General features: G+C 64.5%; 14 protein-coding genes. 12 read left to right on the top strand and 2 right to left on the bottom strand.

The features are described 5' to 3' along the window. Positions 1–54 precede the first annotated feature (54 nt). The 10 genes from VQ045_RS00675 to rpmG all read left to right on the top strand — a co-directional run bounded on the left by VQ045_RS00675 (position 55) and on the right by rpmG (position 12,277). On the top strand, positions 55–1,008 hold the full coding sequence (locus VQ045_RS00675; protein ID WP_327646673.1) for an aspartate carbamoyltransferase catalytic subunit: 954 nt from the start codon (positions 55–57) through the stop codon (positions 1,006–1,008). Beyond that, complete coding sequence (locus VQ045_RS00670; RefSeq protein WP_327646674.1) at positions 1,005–2,321, top strand: dihydroorotase; 1,317 nt, start codon at positions 1,005–1,007, stop codon at positions 2,319–2,321. The genes VQ045_RS00675 and VQ045_RS00670 overlap by 4 nt, the downstream gene beginning before the upstream one ends. A 23-nt stretch (positions 2,322–2,344) precedes the next feature. After that, on the top strand, positions 2,345–2,935 hold the full coding sequence (plsY, locus tag VQ045_RS00665) for a glycerol-3-phosphate 1-O-acyltransferase PlsY (RefSeq protein WP_327646675.1): 591 nt from the start codon (positions 2,345–2,347) through the stop codon (positions 2,933–2,935). Then, a complete protein-coding gene (dprA, locus tag VQ045_RS00660; RefSeq protein ID WP_327622243.1) occupies positions 2,932–4,068 on the top strand; it encodes a DNA-processing protein DprA in 1,137 nt (378 codons plus the stop codon). The genes plsY and dprA overlap by 4 nt, the downstream gene beginning before the upstream one ends. Before the next feature lie 415 nt (positions 4,069–4,483). Then, positions 4,484–7,234, top strand: coding sequence for a type I DNA topoisomerase (gene topA / locus VQ045_RS00655; protein ID WP_331828819.1), 2,751 nt, complete (start codon positions 4,484–4,486; stop codon positions 7,232–7,234). Positions 7,235–7,238: 4 nt separating this feature from the next. Continuing rightward, positions 7,239–9,506: a ribonuclease R gene (rnr, locus tag VQ045_RS00650; protein ID WP_331828818.1), complete on the top strand. Its 2,268-nt coding sequence runs from the start codon at positions 7,239–7,241 to the stop codon at positions 9,504–9,506. After that, positions 9,503–9,940, top strand: coding sequence for a DUF983 domain-containing protein (locus VQ045_RS00645; protein WP_327622246.1), 438 nt, complete (start codon positions 9,503–9,505; stop codon positions 9,938–9,940). The genes rnr and VQ045_RS00645 overlap by 4 nt, the downstream gene beginning before the upstream one ends. Continuing rightward, the gene (locus VQ045_RS00640) at positions 9,937–10,695 is read left to right on the top strand and encodes an NUDIX domain-containing protein (RefSeq protein WP_331828817.1); all 759 of its coding nucleotides are present in this window, start codon (positions 9,937–9,939) and stop codon (positions 10,693–10,695) included. The genes VQ045_RS00645 and VQ045_RS00640 overlap by 4 nt, the downstream gene beginning before the upstream one ends. Positions 10,696–10,716: 21 nt before the next feature. Continuing rightward, positions 10,717–11,913 carry an MFS transporter gene (locus VQ045_RS00635; protein ID WP_331828816.1) on the top strand — a complete coding sequence of 399 codons (1,197 nt, stop codon included), beginning with the start codon at positions 10,717–10,719 and terminating at the stop codon, positions 11,911–11,913. Positions 11,914–12,109: 196 nt separating this feature from the next. Next, on the top strand, positions 12,110–12,277 hold the full coding sequence (gene rpmG / locus VQ045_RS00630) for a 50S ribosomal protein L33 (protein ID WP_206454054.1): 168 nt from the start codon (positions 12,110–12,112) through the stop codon (positions 12,275–12,277). A gap of 588 nt (positions 12,278–12,865) precedes the next feature. On the opposite strand, the gene VQ045_RS00625 is transcribed toward rpmG, so the two are convergent. Both VQ045_RS00625 and VQ045_RS00620 read right to left on the bottom strand, forming a co-directional pair. After that, the gene (locus tag VQ045_RS00625) at positions 12,866–14,227 is read right to left on the bottom strand and encodes a PleD family two-component system response regulator (protein ID WP_331828815.1); all 1,362 of its coding nucleotides are present in this window, start codon (positions 14,225–14,227) and stop codon (positions 12,866–12,868) included. 10 nt (positions 14,228–14,237) lie between these two features. Next, positions 14,238–14,609, bottom strand: a complete 372-nt coding sequence (locus VQ045_RS00620; protein WP_327622250.1) for a response regulator — start codon at positions 14,607–14,609, stop codon at positions 14,238–14,240. Between the two features lie 145 nt (positions 14,610–14,754). Between VQ045_RS00620 and VQ045_RS00615 the strand changes: the two genes are divergently transcribed. Both VQ045_RS00615 and VQ045_RS00610 read left to right on the top strand, forming a co-directional pair. Beyond that, positions 14,755–15,033 (top strand): DUF3572 family protein, encoded by a 279-nt coding sequence (locus tag VQ045_RS00615; protein ID WP_327622251.1) that lies wholly within the window; start codon positions 14,755–14,757, stop codon positions 15,031–15,033. Beyond that, positions 15,030–15,698, top strand: coding sequence for a hypothetical protein (locus VQ045_RS00610; protein WP_331828814.1), 669 nt, complete (start codon positions 15,030–15,032; stop codon positions 15,696–15,698). Before VQ045_RS00615 ends, VQ045_RS00610 begins: the two co-directional genes overlap by 4 nt. Positions 15,699–15,743: the final 45 nt, after the last annotated feature.

Below are 15,743 nucleotides of genomic sequence, written 5' to 3'. Positions count from 1 at the left end.
TCGCCATGACGATCCTTGCCGCAAAACCCGCGATTGCCTATAGGCGTGGTTTTTATGAACGCGACCCCTTCCTCTCCCGCATTTTCCCAGCGACACCTTCTCGGCATTGCCAGCCTGCAACCGCACGAGATCGAGCAGTTGATCGATTTGGCCGAAGCGGAGGTCGCAGTCGGCCGCCGCCGAGACAAGAAAAAGTCGACCCTCAAGGGGCGGACCCAGATCAATCTCTTCTTCGAGGCCTCTACCCGAACCCAGGCCTCGTTCGAACTCGCCGGCAAGCGTCTCGGCGCCGACGTTATGAACATGTCGGTCGCGAACTCCTCCGTCAAAAAGGGCGAGACGCTGATCGACACGGCGATGACGCTGAACGCCATGCGACCTGATATTCTCGTCGTGCGGCACCACTCGGCGGGCGCCGTCGCGCTGCTCGCCCAGAAGGTGGCCTGTTCCGTGGTCAATGCCGGCGACGGAGCCCATGAGCACCCGACCCAGGCGTTGCTCGACGCCCTGACCATCCGGCGGCGAAAGGGGCGGATAGCGGGGCTCATCGTGACGATCTGCGGCGACGTCTTGCACAGCCGCGTCGCCCGCTCGAACATTCTCCTGCTGAACGCGCTGGGCGCTCAGGTCCGGGTCGTCGCGCCCTCGACTCTTTTGCCGCGCGGCATCGAGCAGATGGGCGTCGAGGTTCACCGGCGGATGGCGGACGGCCTGAAAGATGCCGACGTGGTGATGATGCTGCGGCTCCAGCGCGAGCGCATGGCCGGCTCCTTCGTGCCGTCGGTGCGCGAGTATTTCCGCTATTTCGGCCTCGACTCAGACAAGCTGAAGATTGCCAAGCCGGATGCGCTGGTCATGCATCCGGGGCCGATGAATCGGGGGGTCGAGATCGCCTCCGAGATCGCCGACGGACCGCAAAGCGTCATCGAGGAACAGGTCGAGATGGGTGTCGCCGTTCGGATGGCCGTGATGGAGGCCCTGATCGGCGGTCCGGAGGATACGATATGAGCGACCCGCTTCGCCCCCTCGTCATCGAACAGGTGCGAATCATCGACCCGGCCCGATCGCTCGACACGGTCGGGTCGGTCGTGATCGCCGACGGCCAGATAGCAGCGTCAGGCGCCGATGCACTGAACCAGGGACGGCCGGATGGCGCGGAGGTAATCGACGGGCGTGGGCTCGTGCTTTTGCCGGGCCTCGTCGATGCGAGGGTGTTCATCGGCGAACCCGGCGGCGAACACCGCGAGACGATCGCGTCGGCCTCCGCGGCGGCCGCGGCTGGCGGCGTGACGTCGATCCTCACCATGCCCGACACCAATCCGGTGGTCGACGATGTCGCCATCGCCGAATTCGTCATGCGAACCGCACGCGACACCGCATCCGTCAATGTCTTTCCCGCCGCGGCTTTGACCCGCGGCCTGAAGGGCGAGGAGATGACCGAGATCGGCCTCCTGTCGGACGCGGGCGTCCGCGCCTTCACCGACGGCCGTCGGACCATAGCGAACCCGGCGCTGCTGCGCCGGATCATGACGTATGCGCGCGATTTCGACGCGCTCGTCATGCACGAGACCCAGGACGCGGCGCTCAGCGGCGACGGCGTCATGAACGAGGGCCTTCTCGCCTCCTGGCTCGGCCTGCCGGGTGCGCCGGCCGAGGCCGAAATCATCCCGCTGGAGCGGGATCTGCGGCTCGCCGCCCTGACGACCTGCCGCTATCATGCGGCCAAGATTTCGCTTGGCGAATCGGCTGAGGTCATACGGCGTGCCAAGCAGCGCGGCATCAGGGCGAGCGCCGGCGTCTCGATCAACCATCTGTCGCTGAACGAGAACGACATCGGCGAATACCGGACCTATTTTCGCCTGTCTCCGCCGTTGCGCGGCGAGGACGACCGTTCCGCGATGGTCGCCGCGCTGGCCGACGGAACGATCGACATTATTGTCTCCTCCCACGATCCGCAGGACGCCGACGGCAAACGCCGCCCCTTCGCCGAAGCCGAGAGCGGCGCCATCGGTCTGGAAACCCTCCTGCCCGCGGCCTTGCGGTTGCACCACGCTGGCGATGTCCCGCTGTTTCGGATCATCGAGTCGATGACCTCGGCCCCAGCCGGCTTGCTGGGTCTCGACCGGGGCACGCTCGTTCCCGGCCGGCCGGCGGATATGGCGCTCGTCGACCTCGATGCGCCCTTCATCTTCAGCGAGGAAGCAATCCATTCGCGCTCGAAGAACACTGCATTCGAAAACGCCCGCTTCCAGGGCCGGGTCTTGCGAACCTTCGTTGCGGGCCGCACAGTCTTTTCTGCAACCGAAACGGACGGGGGTTGAGTCTTTTGGTGAGCGAAGGGGAGATGGGTCTGATCATCGCGGCGGCGCTTGCCGGTGGTTATCTCTGCGGTACGATTCCGTTCGGCCTGATCTTTGCGAGGCTTTTCGGCCTCGGCGACATCCGCAAGATCGGGTCGGGCAATATCGGCGCGACCAACGCGTTGCGCACCGGCAACAAGCCGATGGCGGCACTGACGCTCGCGGGCGATATCCTGAAGGGGACGGTCCCCGTTGTCGTCGCCGCGGCAATCTGGGGAGACGTGCCGGCCGCGTTTGCTGGCCTTGGTGCCTTCCTCGGCCACCTTTTTCCGGTCTGGCTGAGCTTCAAGGGCGGCAAGGGCGTCGCCACCTATCTCGGCATCTTGCTGGGCATCGCTCCAGTTGGAGTGCTGATCTTTGCGGCCGTCTGGCTGTCGGTCGCTTATTTCTCTCGCTATTCGTCCCTCGCCGCCCTCGCCGCGACGCTGGTGGTGCCGCCCGCCTATTTCGCGCTCGGCTTCGAGACGGCCGCGACGCTTACCGCAGTGCTGACGCTGCTGGTCTATATCAAGCACCACGCCAATATCCGCCGTCTGCTCTCCGGTGAGGAAGGCAAGATCGGAGCGAAGGGGTGACTCTTACGGACGCTCAGAAGCCCGGCGTCCACCTCCCCCTGACCACGCGGCTCGCGTGGCTGCGCCTGATCCGCAGCGAGAATGTCGGCCCCGCCACGTTTCGCGCGCTCATCAATCGCTACGGCGGCGCCGAGGCGGCGCTGGAGGCACTGCCGGACCTGGCGGCTCGCGGCGGTCGCAAGATCCGCGTGGCCAGCTTGGCGGCGATCGAAGACGAGATGGCAAATGCCGAGCGGCTCAGCGCGCGCTTCGTCTGCCTCGGTGAGCCGGATTATCCGGTCCTGCTGCGCCGCATGGAACAGGCACCGCCGGTTCTGGCCGTCATGGGCGGCACGGACGTCCTGATGCGCCCGGCGGTCGCCATCGTCGGTGCCCGCAACGCCTCGCTCTCCGGCATCAAGTTGACCCGACGGTTTGCCGTCGAACTCGGTCGCGCCGGCTACTCCATTGTTTCCGGGCTTGCCCGCGGGATCGACGCCGCTGCGCACGAGGCATCGCTTGCGACCGGCACGGTGGGGGTTTTCGCCGGTGGCCTGGACCGACCCTATCCGAACGAAAACCGGCCACTGATGCGACAAATCGTCGATGCCGACGGTTGCCTCATCTCCGAAATGCCATTCGGCTGGGAGCCGCGTGCCAGGGACTTTCCGCGTCGCAACCGTCTGGTTGCCGGGATGGCGCTCGGGCTTTTGGTGGTGGAAGCAGCCACGCGGTCGGGCTCCCTGATCAGTGCCCGCTTGTCCGCCGAAATGGGCCGGCTCGTCTTCGCCGTTCCCGGATCGCCGCTCGATCCGCGCGCGGTCGGCACCAACGGCCTTCTCAAGGAGGGTGCGATTCTGGCGACGGATGCCGAAGATGTCATCGCAGCACTGCGTCCCCTCGACGCACGGATGACGCCGAACGACGGCGATGTCGCGTTGGAAGAGCCCGCGGGGAATGGCCCCGCCGATGAACCCGCCGAAGGCGAACGCGAGCGCATCGTCGAAACGCTGGGGACGACCCCCATCGATATCGACGACATCATTGCGCACACCGGATCGTCGCCCGGCGCCGTACAGTTGGTCTTGCTTGAACTCGATCTTGCTGGGCGTCTTGAACGGCACGCCAACGGCCGGGTGTCACTGCTTCTTTGATGTCTCGGCTGACGAACCGATCTGTTGCTCTGTCTCGAGTCGCGCCATGTCCATCAAATATCCGAGGATCGACCCCTCCCTGGCCCCGGACACAACCTTTAATTGCTCGAGCATATCACGGACATATTGGAGATTTTCCCGTCGATCGGTTGGATTGGCTGACATGGACGGCAAAACTCCAGAAACTCAAGGATATCGGCAGTTCAGATGTGGCGGAGCCCGGATCACCTGACGATAGGCATTTATAGAAAAATTCCCTCTATAGTTGCAAGCCCATCTTACGTAGTCCTCGTCGGGGTTGACCGCCCGCGCCGGACTGTCCATGTGACGGGACGGTCGACAGTCGGAATCTCGCCATCTTCGGCTGTGCATTCGGCTGCCGGTATGACCTTTCTCCTGCCAGGACATAATATCTATGGATGTCGTCATCGTTGAATCGCCTGCCAAAGCGAAGACGATCAACAAATATCTCGGCGGAAACTACAAGGTTATCGCCTCCTACGGTCATGTCCGCGATCTGCCGCCAAAAGACGGGTCCGTGCGGCCGGACGAGGATTTCGAGATGATCTGGGAGGTCGCCAAACCGTCCCAGAAGCGGCTGACGGAGATCGCCCAAGCGGTTCGGGCCGCCGACGGCCTCGTCCTCGCCACCGATCCCGATCGCGAAGGCGAAGCGATTTCCTGGCATGTTCTGGAAGTGCTGCGCCAGAAAAAGGCGATCGGCAAGAAGCCGGTCAGCCGCGTCGTCTTCAATGCCATCACCAAGAAGGCCGTCCTCGACGCCATGGCCAATCCGCGGGAGATCGACGAACCGCTGGTCAATGCCTATCTCGCCCGCCGGGCACTCGACTATCTGGTCGGGTTTACCCTGTCGCCAGTACTCTGGCGCAAGCTGCCGGGCGCCCGCTCCGCCGGCCGGGTCCAGTCGGTGGCGCTGCGGCTCATCTGCGACCGGGAAGCCGAGATCGAGCGCTTCAAGACGGACGAATACTGGCAGATCGCCGCCCAGCTCGCCACGCCGCGCGGCGATGACTTCAAGGCGCGCCTGACGGTTTTCGACGGGGAGAAGCTGCAGAAGCTGTCGATCGGCAACGAGGAGCGCGCATCGGTGGTTCGTTCGATGCTCGAAGGCGCGACCTACCGCGTTGACAGCGTCGAAGCCAAGCCGACGAAGCGCAATCCCGGCCCGCCCTTCACCACCTCGACATTGCAGCAGGCCGCCTCCGCCAAGCTCGGCTTTTCGGCCTCGCGAACCATGCAGGTCGCGCAGAAGCTCTACGAAGGTGTCGATGTCGGCGGCGAGACCGTCGGCCTGATCACCTATATGCGGACCGACGGCGTGCAGATGGCGCCGGAGGCCGTTGCGGACGCGCGCCAATCCATCGGCGCCAGCTTCGGCGAGCGCTACGTCCCCGAGAAGCCGCGCTATTACGCGACCAAGGCCAAGAACGCTCAGGAGGCGCACGAGGCCATTCGTCCGACCGAGTTCGGCCGTGCGCCGAAGGATGTCGAGCGCTATCTCGATCGCGACCAGGCGCGTCTCTACGACCTCATCTGGAAGCGCTGCATCGCCAGCCAGATGGCCTCGGCCGAAATCGAACGCACGACCGTCGACATCTTCGCGAGCGGTGGCGGCAAGACCGCGACGCTGCGTGCGACCGGTCAGGTGATCAAGTTCGACGGCTTCATCGGCGCCTATGTCGACCATCGCGACGATAGTCGCGCCCCGGATGCTGGCGATGACGACGAGGATTCGGCGCGTCTGCCGGAGATTCTGGCGAACGACGACCTCGCCAAACGCGCCATCGACGCCTCGCAGCACTTCACCGAGCCGCCGCCGCGTTACTCGGAGGCCTCCCTGATCAAGCGGATGGAAGAGCTCGGCATCGGCCGTCCTTCGACCTACGCCTCGACGCTGCAGACGCTGCAGGACCGCGACTACGTCGTGCATGAAAAGCGCAAGCTTCTGCCCGAGGCCAAGGGCCGGTTGGTCACGGCCTTCCTGCACAATTTCTTCGAGCGCTATGTCGAGTACGATTTCACCGCCGAACTCGAAGAGAAGCTCGATCTCATCTCCGCCGGCAAATTGGCCTGGAAGGACGTTCTGCGCGAGTTCTGGCAGAACTTCTCGACCCATGTCGACGGCACCAAGGAGTTGCGGGTCACCGATGTCCTCGACGCGCTGAACGAGGAACTCGGACCGCTCGTGTTCCCGCCCAAGGAGGATGGCACCGAGCCGCGCGCCTGCCCCCGCTGCGGCGAGGGCAAGCTATCGCTCAAGCTCGGCAAGTTCGGCGCCTTCGTCGGCTGCTCGAACTACCCCGAATGCGGCTTCACCCGGCAGCTCGGCACCAGCCTTTCGGGGAACGGCAATGGCGATGAAGCAGAGGGTCCCAAGGATCTGGGCGTCGATCCGGAAACCAGCGACCCGGTGACGCTGCGCAGCGGCCGCTTTGGGCCCTATGTCCAGCGTGGCGAAGGCAAGGAGGCCAAGCGCTCGTCCCTGCCCAAGGGTTGGCAGCCGGCAGAGATCGATCTGGAAAAGGCTTTGCGGCTCTTGTCGCTGCCGCGCGAGGTGGGACTTCATCCCGAGAGCGGCAAGCCGATTCTCGCTGGCCTCGGCCGCTATGGTCCGTTTCTGCAGCATGACGGCATGTACGCGAACCTCGAGACCATCGAGGACGTGTTCGAGGTCGGGCTCAACCGGGCCGTTACCGTCATCGCCGAAAAGAAGGAGAACGGTGGTCGCGGTCGCGGCAAACCGGCGGCTCTGGCGACACTCGGCGAACACCCGCAGCTCGGCGGCCAGATCACCGTGCGCGACGGCCGTTTCGGCCCCTATGTCAACACCGGCAAGATCAACGCCACGCTGCCGAAGGGCAAGGACCCGTCGAGCGTGACGCTGGAAGGGGCGATCCAGCTGCTCAACGAACGGGCGGAAAAGACCGGCAAGAAGGGACCAGCGAAAAAGGCTGCAGCCAAGAGCAAGCCTAAGGCGGCCGCCAAGCCCAAGGCGAAGGCAGCTGCCGCCAAAACTGCCGCAGACGGCAAGACGCCGGCGAAGAAGGCGGCGGCGAAGGCACCCGCCAAGAGCAAAGCGGCGAAGAAGCCACCCGCCGAATCCTCCGCGACCGGCGACGAGTCGCTGCCTTGGGACGCGGACTGATCCGATGGCGCGGGGTCGGCCTCAGGGCGAAACGCGCCCGGAATTGAGCCGGGAGGCGGTGCTCCGCTTCATCACGGACAATCCGGGGCGCTCGTCCAAGCGCGACATCGCCAAGGCGTTTCAGGTCAAGGGCGACGAGCGCGTCGCCCTGAAGGACCTCCTTGCCGACCTGCAGGCCGAAGGCGTCCTCGCCGGCGGCCGCAAACGGTTTTCGACGCCCGGTGCGTTGCCGGACGTGGCGGTTCTCGAAATCCGTAGCCGCGACGATGATGGCGGACTGATCGCCGAACCCGTGAGCTGGGACGCGGAAAGAGACGGCGAGCGCCCTCGCCTGCTCGTTAGCCAGGATCGTGACAAGGGCCCGGTGGCCGGTCTTGGCGAGCGTATCCTGGCGCGGATCGACGAGGACGAGGGCGGCGCTAAAATCGCCCGCGTGATCCGGGTGCTGGAACGGCAGAAAACCTTGGCGCTCGGCGTGTTCCGCGCGCAGCCGGGCGGCGGGGGCCGCGTCGAACCGGTCGAGCGCAAGCAACTTGAATATATCGTGCGGGCGGGCGATACGAACCACGCCAAGGACGGCGATCTGGTGGAGATCGCGCCGGGGCCGCGTCATCGCACGAGCCTGCCGATCGCTACGGTCGTCGACGTCGTCGGCTCGATGAACTCCGAGCGTGCGATTTCGACCATCGCGCTGCATGCTCACTCCATCCCGCATATTTTTCCGAAAGCCGTGATCACCGAAGCCGAGGCCGCCGGCCCGGCAACGATGAAGGACCGCGAGGATTGGCGGAGGCTGCCTCTCGTCACCATCGATCCGGCCGACGCCAAGGACCATGACGACGCGGTCCACGCGGTGGAGGACGACGACCCCGCCAATCCCGGCGGTATGGTGGTCACGGTCGCCATCGCCGATGTCGCGCTGTATGTCCGCCCGGGCTCGAAGCTCGACGCCGAAGCCCGGCTTCGCGGCAATTCGGTCTATTTCCCGGATCGCGTCGTGCCGATGCTGCCGGAGCGCATTTCGAACGAACTCTGCTCGCTGCGTGAGGGGGTGGACCGCCCCGCCCTCGCCGTCCGGATGATTCTCGGGGCGCATGGCGAAAAGCGGCGTCACAGCTTCCATCGCATCATGATGAAAAGCCACGCCAAGCTGTCCTACGAGGCGGCCCAGGCGGCGATCGACGGTGCGCCGGGTGACGTGCATCCGACGGTCGTCGACGACATGCTGAAGCCGCTCTGGAAAGCCTATGGCCTCGCCAAGGCGGAGCGCGCGCGCCGGCAACCGCTGGATCTCGACCTGCCGGAGAAGAAGATCGTCCTGGGGCCGGACGGGCATGTCGACAAGGTCGTCGTGCCGCCGCGCCTCGACGCCCACCGGCTGATCGAGGAGTTCATGATCCTGGCCAATGTGGCCGCGGCCGAAACGCTCGAGGCGAAGCGCCAAGCACTGATCTACCGGGCCCACGACGCGCCCTCGCTCGCCAAGCTCGAATCCTTGCGCGACTTTCTGCGGACGCTGGAGATATCGCTGGCCAAGAGCGGCTCGCTGCGGCCATCGCATTTCAACGGCATCCTCACCCAGGTGAAGGCGAGCGAGCACGAGAGCCTCGTCAACGAGGTAGTGCTGCGGTCGCAGTCGCAGGCGGTCTATTCACCTGAGAATATCGGACATTTCGGTCTCAACCTCGTCCGCTACGCCCACTTCACCTCGCCGATCCGTCGTTATGCCGATTTGATCGTTCACCGGGCGCTGATCACCGCGCTCGGCCTTGGCGAGGGTGGGCTGAGCCGCGAGGACGAGGAGACCCTGGAACAGACCGCCGAGAACATTTCGCGCGCCGAACGTCGCGCCATGGCGGCGGAACGCGACACCGTCGACCGGCTGATCGCCCATCATCTCGCCGATCGCGTCGGCGAGGATTTCGACGGGCGGATTACCGGCGTGACCAAGGCCGGACTGTTTGTCGTTCTCCCAGCCTTTGGGGCGGACGGTTTCGTGCCGATCTCGACGCTCGGCAACGAGTTCTTCCATTATGACGAGGTGGGCCGCTCGCTGGTCGGCGACCGGAGCGGTCATGGCTTTCGCCTGGGCGATTCGGTAGAGGTGCGCCTCAAAGAGGCGCTGCCACTGGCCGGCTCGATGCAGTTCGAGATGTTGAGCGAGCCCCGCAAACTGCCGCGCACGACCGGCTCCTTCCACAAGGCAGGCGGACGCCGGCGCTCCACAGGACGCGACAAGAACGTTGCGGGGAAGGCCAGGAAACGGCGATGAGCCAGCAGATGATCGACAGCGAATACGCGGTTCGGGCAAGCAGCCCCGACAGCGTCCGGCCGGTGGGGCCGGCGCTGCTCAAGGGCCTTCGTTGCCGGTGCCCTAATTGCGGCGTGGGTAAGCTCTTCAGCGGCTATCTCAAGAGCGTGGACGCCTGCTCGGTCTGCCACCAGGAAATTCACCATCACCGCGCCGACGACCTGCCGCCCTATCTGACGGTGTTTATCGTCGGCCATATCGTGGTCGGCCTGTTCATGTTCGTGGAGCGTGCTGTCACGCTGTCCATGTGGACGCATTTGGCGATTTGGGTCCCGATCACGCTCTTCCTTTCGCTCGCGCTGCTTCAACCGTTGAAAGGCGCAACTATCGCATTGCAGTGGGCGTTGCGTCTCGGCGGCTTCGGCGGAGAGGCCGACGAGGAGCCATACGGTTGAGCGAGACCGGAGCCATAGCGGCGCTGGATGCCGGACGAATGCGGCCCGACGGCCCGCGGCCTGCCGGACCCAAGCAGCGGCCCCGCGACGCGGGAACATTGATCATCGTCGACGAGGCTGGCCCGGCGCCGCGTCTCTTGATGGGGCGGCGGGCGGCCGGACACGTGTTCATGCCAGGCCGCTATGTCTTTCCCGGCGGCCGGGTGGATGCCGCTGATCTCGCCCTGGCTTCGGCCTTCACCCTCTCCGAACCGGCCCTTGCGCGGCTTTGCGCGGGGCCCCCAGCCCGGTTCGATTCTCGCAGGGCGACCGCGACCGCCCTCGCCGCGATTCGCGAAACCTTCGAGGAAGCGGGCGCGATGGTGGGGGCGCCTGGTGCGTTCGAAGGCCGGACGACCGGCTTTTGGGTCATGTTCGCCGAACGGGGAATCCGCCCGGATCCTGGGCAGCTCGTGCCGCTGGCGCGCGCGATCACGCCGCCGGGGCCGCCTCGGCGCTACGACACCCGCTTCTTCTGTGTGTCCGCTACCGAGATGTCGCACGGGCCGTCACTCGAGGACCTGCCGACCGACGAACTGGAAGCGGTCGAATGGTTCACCTTCGATCAGGTCAAAGAACTGTCCCTCGCCGCCATCACCTTGCGGGTCCTCGCGGATTTGGAGGCGCTGATCGCGGACGGATCGTGGCGCGACGCGACACGCCCCATGCCCTTCTACCGGGCCGTGCGCGGGCGATTCGTCCGCGATTTTCTCTGACGGCATGGGTGAACCCGCCGGATGGACAAATGGACGCCCGATGACATCGTCGCACAAGCCGAACACGAGATCGAACAGGTCGACTGGGTCTCGGCCGGCGCCGCCATCGCTTCGATCAGCGCGGTCGGTATCGCCCTTGGCCTTGGCCTGCCCCTGCTCAGTGTCATTCTCGAGCAACGGGGGATCTCGGCAAGCCTGATCGGCGCCAACACCGCCGTTGCCGGAATTGCCTCGCTCCTCGCGGCGCCCTTGATCACGCCGATCGCACGCCGTCTCGGCGTTCGCTTGTCGATGCTGATTGCCATTGCTCTCTCAGGCATCTCGGCTCTCGGCTTCTATTTCCTGACACCGTTCTGGACCTGGTTTCCGCTGCGGCTGGTCTTCCACTTCGCGATCACGGCGCTGTTCGTCCTCTCCGAATTCTGGATCACCGCGGCGGCACCGCCCGGCAAGCGCGGCTTCGTTCTGGGCATCTACGCGACCGTCCTGTCGCTCGGCTTCGCCGCCGGACCGTTCATCTTCTCGCAAGTCGGCTCGACGGGAATCCTGCCCTTCGCGATCGGCGCTGGCGTCATCTTTGCCTCGGCGATTCCCTTGTTCTTCGCCTGGAACCGACAGCCCGCTCTCGGAGAGCGTCAACGCGGCTCCTTCTGGCGATACATATTCGCCGTCCCGACCGCGACCGGCGCCGTGCTGATCTTCGGAGCCGTGGAGTCAGGCGGCTTCGCGCTGTTTCCGATCTATGGCGAACGGCTTGGCTTTTCGGAATCATCCGCCGCCCTGTTGCTGACCGCGATAGGCCTCGGCAATGTCCTGATGCAGATTCCGATCGGCCTTGTGTCCGATCGTGTCCGGGATCGCCGCAGCCTGTTGTCGCTCTTCGCGCTGATCGGCCTCATCGGAACCCTGTCGCTGCCTTTGGTGGCCCAAGACTGGATGTTGATGGCCACACTCCTGTTCCTGTGGGGCGGCGTCGTGGCCGGCCTTTACACTGTGGGGCTGGCGCATCTGGGATCGAAGCTCGCCGGCTCCGAACTCGCCTCGGCGAATGCCGCCTTCATCTTCTGTTATTCCGCAGGCATGCTCGTCGGTCCGCAGGCCATCGGCTCGTCGATGGATCTGTTCGGAGCCAACGGATTCGCTTGGGCGCTCGCCCTCTTCTTCGGCCTCTACCTCGTCCTTACGCTGGGGCGAATGGCGTGGGCGAGACGGGCTTGACTTGCCGACGAGCTTGGCTATGGTCCGCGTCGAATTCGCCGCCGCATCGCGACGGCGCGTTGGTGCGTGGTGTGTCGGCTGTTATGCAGTTAATCCCACAAGCCGAAACAGTTTCAGCCGCAGTCGTAGCGAACGGAATCGGCCCGCGCCCGGTTCGATCGAAAATGACGACGCGCATCAGCGAACGGATAAGGCCATGGCGAAGGCAACCACCATCAAGATCAAGCTCCTCTCGACAGCCGACACCGGCTTCTTCTATGTCACGAGCAAGAACAGCCGCACGATGACCGAGAAGATGGTGAAGACCAAGTACGACCCGGTCGCGCGCAAGCACGTCGAGTTTCGTGAGGCGAAAATCAAATAATTTTCGGCACGATCGGCCGATGATGGCGCCGCTCCGGCAACGGGGCGGCGCTTTTGGTTTTGGAGTGCCGCCTTGTTTTGCCAAGCGCCGCCGGGCCACAGGCCACGGCGAGAAAACCGTTGGCGCGCATGTTCGCCAAACGGCATCGGTTGAACGAAGCGCGATATCAGCGGCAATAGGGATCGGGTGATCGTCGGCGGGGGGCGCCGCAAAAAAGTGGCCGGCCGGCAACGCACAACGGTACGAGGAAACCGCATGCGCACGCTACCGACCGACCTCCCCACGGGACCCAGGAGATGCGGCGGACCTGAGCATTCCATGGGGGTAACTTCGAAGGTCTTCCGTCTAGCTCTTGACCTTCGATTTCTGTCTGGAGACTCGCCCAGAACCGATTCAATTGCAACGACATTGCGCCCCATTGGGTCTAGACTTTTAAGAAATGGTTAAGGCCGTTTTGTTTCGGCTTCGTTCGAAGCGGTATCAAGATGATACGCTAGGCGCTTCCTCGACCGGCGGTGGCCCCTCCCTACGGGGCCGATGCTTCCGAGGTCGAGAGGCCAAACCGCCGTTGCAACCTCCGGTCTGTTTTCAAGCCGCCTCCGCGGTACCGACCCGGTTGCGGCCGCCGCGCTTGGCTGCATAAAGCGCCTGGTCGGCCCGCCTCACCAAATTCGCCGCGTCGTCGCGCGCGGCGTCGAAGACGGCAAACCCTTCGCTGACGGTCACATCGATCAACTCGCCGCCAATGTCGAAGGGTGTATCGCATACGCTGCGACGGATGCGGTCGGCGATCGACATGGCGGTATCGAAATCGGCGTCCATCATCAGGATCGCGAACTCCTCCCCGCCGAACCGGCACGCCAGATCGCTGGACCGTAGGCAATCGTTGAGCCTTGCGGAAAACTGCTTGAGCACGCGGTCGCCCGCCTCGTGCCCCCAGCCGTCGTTGACGCGCTTGAAGTGATCGATGTCGGCGATCAGCACCGAGAAGCTTGCTCCGGTGGTGCGGGCGCGCTGCACGGCCGTGGCGAGATGGGTCTCGAAGAAGCGGCGATTATGCAGTCCCGTCAGGGAATCGGACAGGGCAAGCTCAATTGTCTGTTCGACCGATTGCCGAAGGCGCTCGTCGTTGCGTTTACGCCGCATTTGGGTTCGGATGCGGGCGATCAGTTCGTGGCGGTCGAGCGGACGCTGGATGTAGTCGTTGGCACCCAGTTCCAGGGCACGGGCAGCTGTTTCATCATCTTCCGCTTCCGCGATCGCGAGGACGGGCAGGAGCCGCGACGCCTCGTTCGACCGCAACTGCGATACGAGCCGCAACGGATCGACCGCTTTCGCTGCCATGTCGATCAACACGGCGTCGGCGGCCCCATTGACGGCGGCGGCGATCAAGCTCGCCGCGTCCGCGACGGCCTCGACCTGCACCACGCCCTTCAGATATTTCTGGATCCGCCGCGTCTCGTCGGTATCCTCTCCGTAGAAGGCGAGCCTGGCGAGCGCCTCGCGCCCCTCGCCGGCGTGCTCCTCCGCGACGAGGTTGATCGCCGTTTCGGCCCGGCGCCGCAATTCGTCGGTCACGAGCTTGAGGCGCGTCAGACTGCGGACTCGCGAGAACAGCGGCAGATCGCGAACGGGTTTGGTCAGAAAATCGTCGGCGCCCGCCTCGAGCCCGGCAAGCCGGTCAGAGGGCTGATCGAGGGCAGTAATCAGAACGATGGGAAGATACATCGTGCGGGGGTCTGCCTTCAGCTGTCGGCAGACCTCGAAGCCGTCCATCTCCGGCATCATTACGTCGAGGAGCACGAGATCGATGGGCTGGCTACGGCAGATATCCAGCGCGTCCGCGCCGCTCATCGCGGTCACCACATCGTAATATTCGGCCGACAGCCGCGCCTCGAGAACGCGAAGGTTCATCTCGATATCGTCGACCAGCAGGATTCGAGCGGTCATGGCGCGGCCCTCAGGCTTCGCCCAGGAAGGAGCGGATGGTGTCGATGAACTTGGTGACCGAGATCGGCTTCGAAATATAGGCTTCGCAGCCGCCTTGACGGATTCGCTCCTCGTCGCCCTTCATGGCGAACGCCGTAACCGCAATCACGGGGATCCTGCTCAGCTCGGGATCCGCCTTGAGATCACGCGTCACGTCGAGGCCGGAAATTTCCGGAAGCTGGATATCCATCAGGATCAGGTCGGGCCGATGTTCGCGGGCGAGATCCATCGCAGTCAGTCCGCTGCGAGTCTGTACGGTTGCGTAACCATGTGCCTCAATCAGGTCGCGAAAGAGCTTCATGTTGAGTTCGTTGTCTTCGACGATCATCACGGTCTTCGCCATGGGCGACACTCCTTGCCTCGACCGACTTGCGATCTTGCGCTATCGAGGTCCCTTCTACGCTGATTTGATTTAAGAAGTGGGAATGGACGGGTTGCCATCTCTTAACGATAACAAAAGGTTGCACGGCGGCGTTGGCGGCGCCGGGATGAATCGCCAGGAAGCGGAAGCCCTGGCGGTCGCGGCGCTCGCCTTTATCGCTGCCGATCGGACCCTGTTCGACCGCTTCCTTGCGCTGACTGGACTCGACGTGCCGGCGCTGCGTCAAGCCGCCGCGACACCGGGCTTTTTGCCCGGGGTTCTCGATTTCATTCTCGCACACGAGCCGACGGTCCTCGCCTTCGCGGCCGACGCCGAAACCGATCCCTCCCGGGTCGCCGCGGCCCGGCAGGCGTTGGGCGACAGCCCTTTTGTGGAGCAGCCGTGAGCCGCGGCAGCGTCACCGCCGGTCCACCGATCGCATCGCTGACCAAATCCCATGATGCGCTGTTGGTGCTGGACGTCGACGAGGTCGTCCTCGAATTCATCGATCCGTTCGGCCGGCTGCTCGAGGAACATGGCGCGCGCCTCCACCCCGAGAGCTTCAAACTGACCGGCAACGTCCGGTCGATTTCGACTGGAGCGGCCCTGTCGGGGTCGGAGCTAGATCGCGTGACCGAGCTTCTCTACGAGACCCAGGAAACGCGACAGCCGCTGGTCGCGGGTGTCGCCGCCGCTCTCGACCGGCTGTCGTGCAAGGCCGACATCGTATTTCTGACGGCGATGACGCCGTCCTACTATCCATACCGGCGGGCCCTGCTCGATAACAAGGGTCTGCATTATCCGATGATCGCAACCGAGCGCTCGAAAGGCGCGATCGTCGCGGAACTCTCGAAACGCTGGCCCGGTCCGCTCGTCTTCGCCGACGATCTGCCGCCCAATCTTGCGGGTGTCCGCAAGAGCGTGCCTGAGGTACATCTGCTGCATTTGATGGCGAACACCGTCTTCCGGCCGCATCTGCCGCCGCTTCCTGCCGGCGCGCATGCGGCGGCCCATTGGAACGAGGCCGAGACGATCATCGAGAGCATTCTGGCGTCCCACCGGGTTGAATAGATCGCGACGGTCGATTGGCCGGAAATTCCCTTTTCTCACGGACTT

Source organism: Aurantimonas sp. E1-2-R+4, assembly GCF_036549515.1.
In the GTDB taxonomy this organism is placed as follows: Bacteria; Pseudomonadota; Alphaproteobacteria; order Rhizobiales; family Rhizobiaceae; genus Aurantimonas; species Aurantimonas coralicida_A.
Note: the sequence above shows the minus strand (reverse complement) of the source record. Positions and strands in the feature narration are given on the sequence as shown.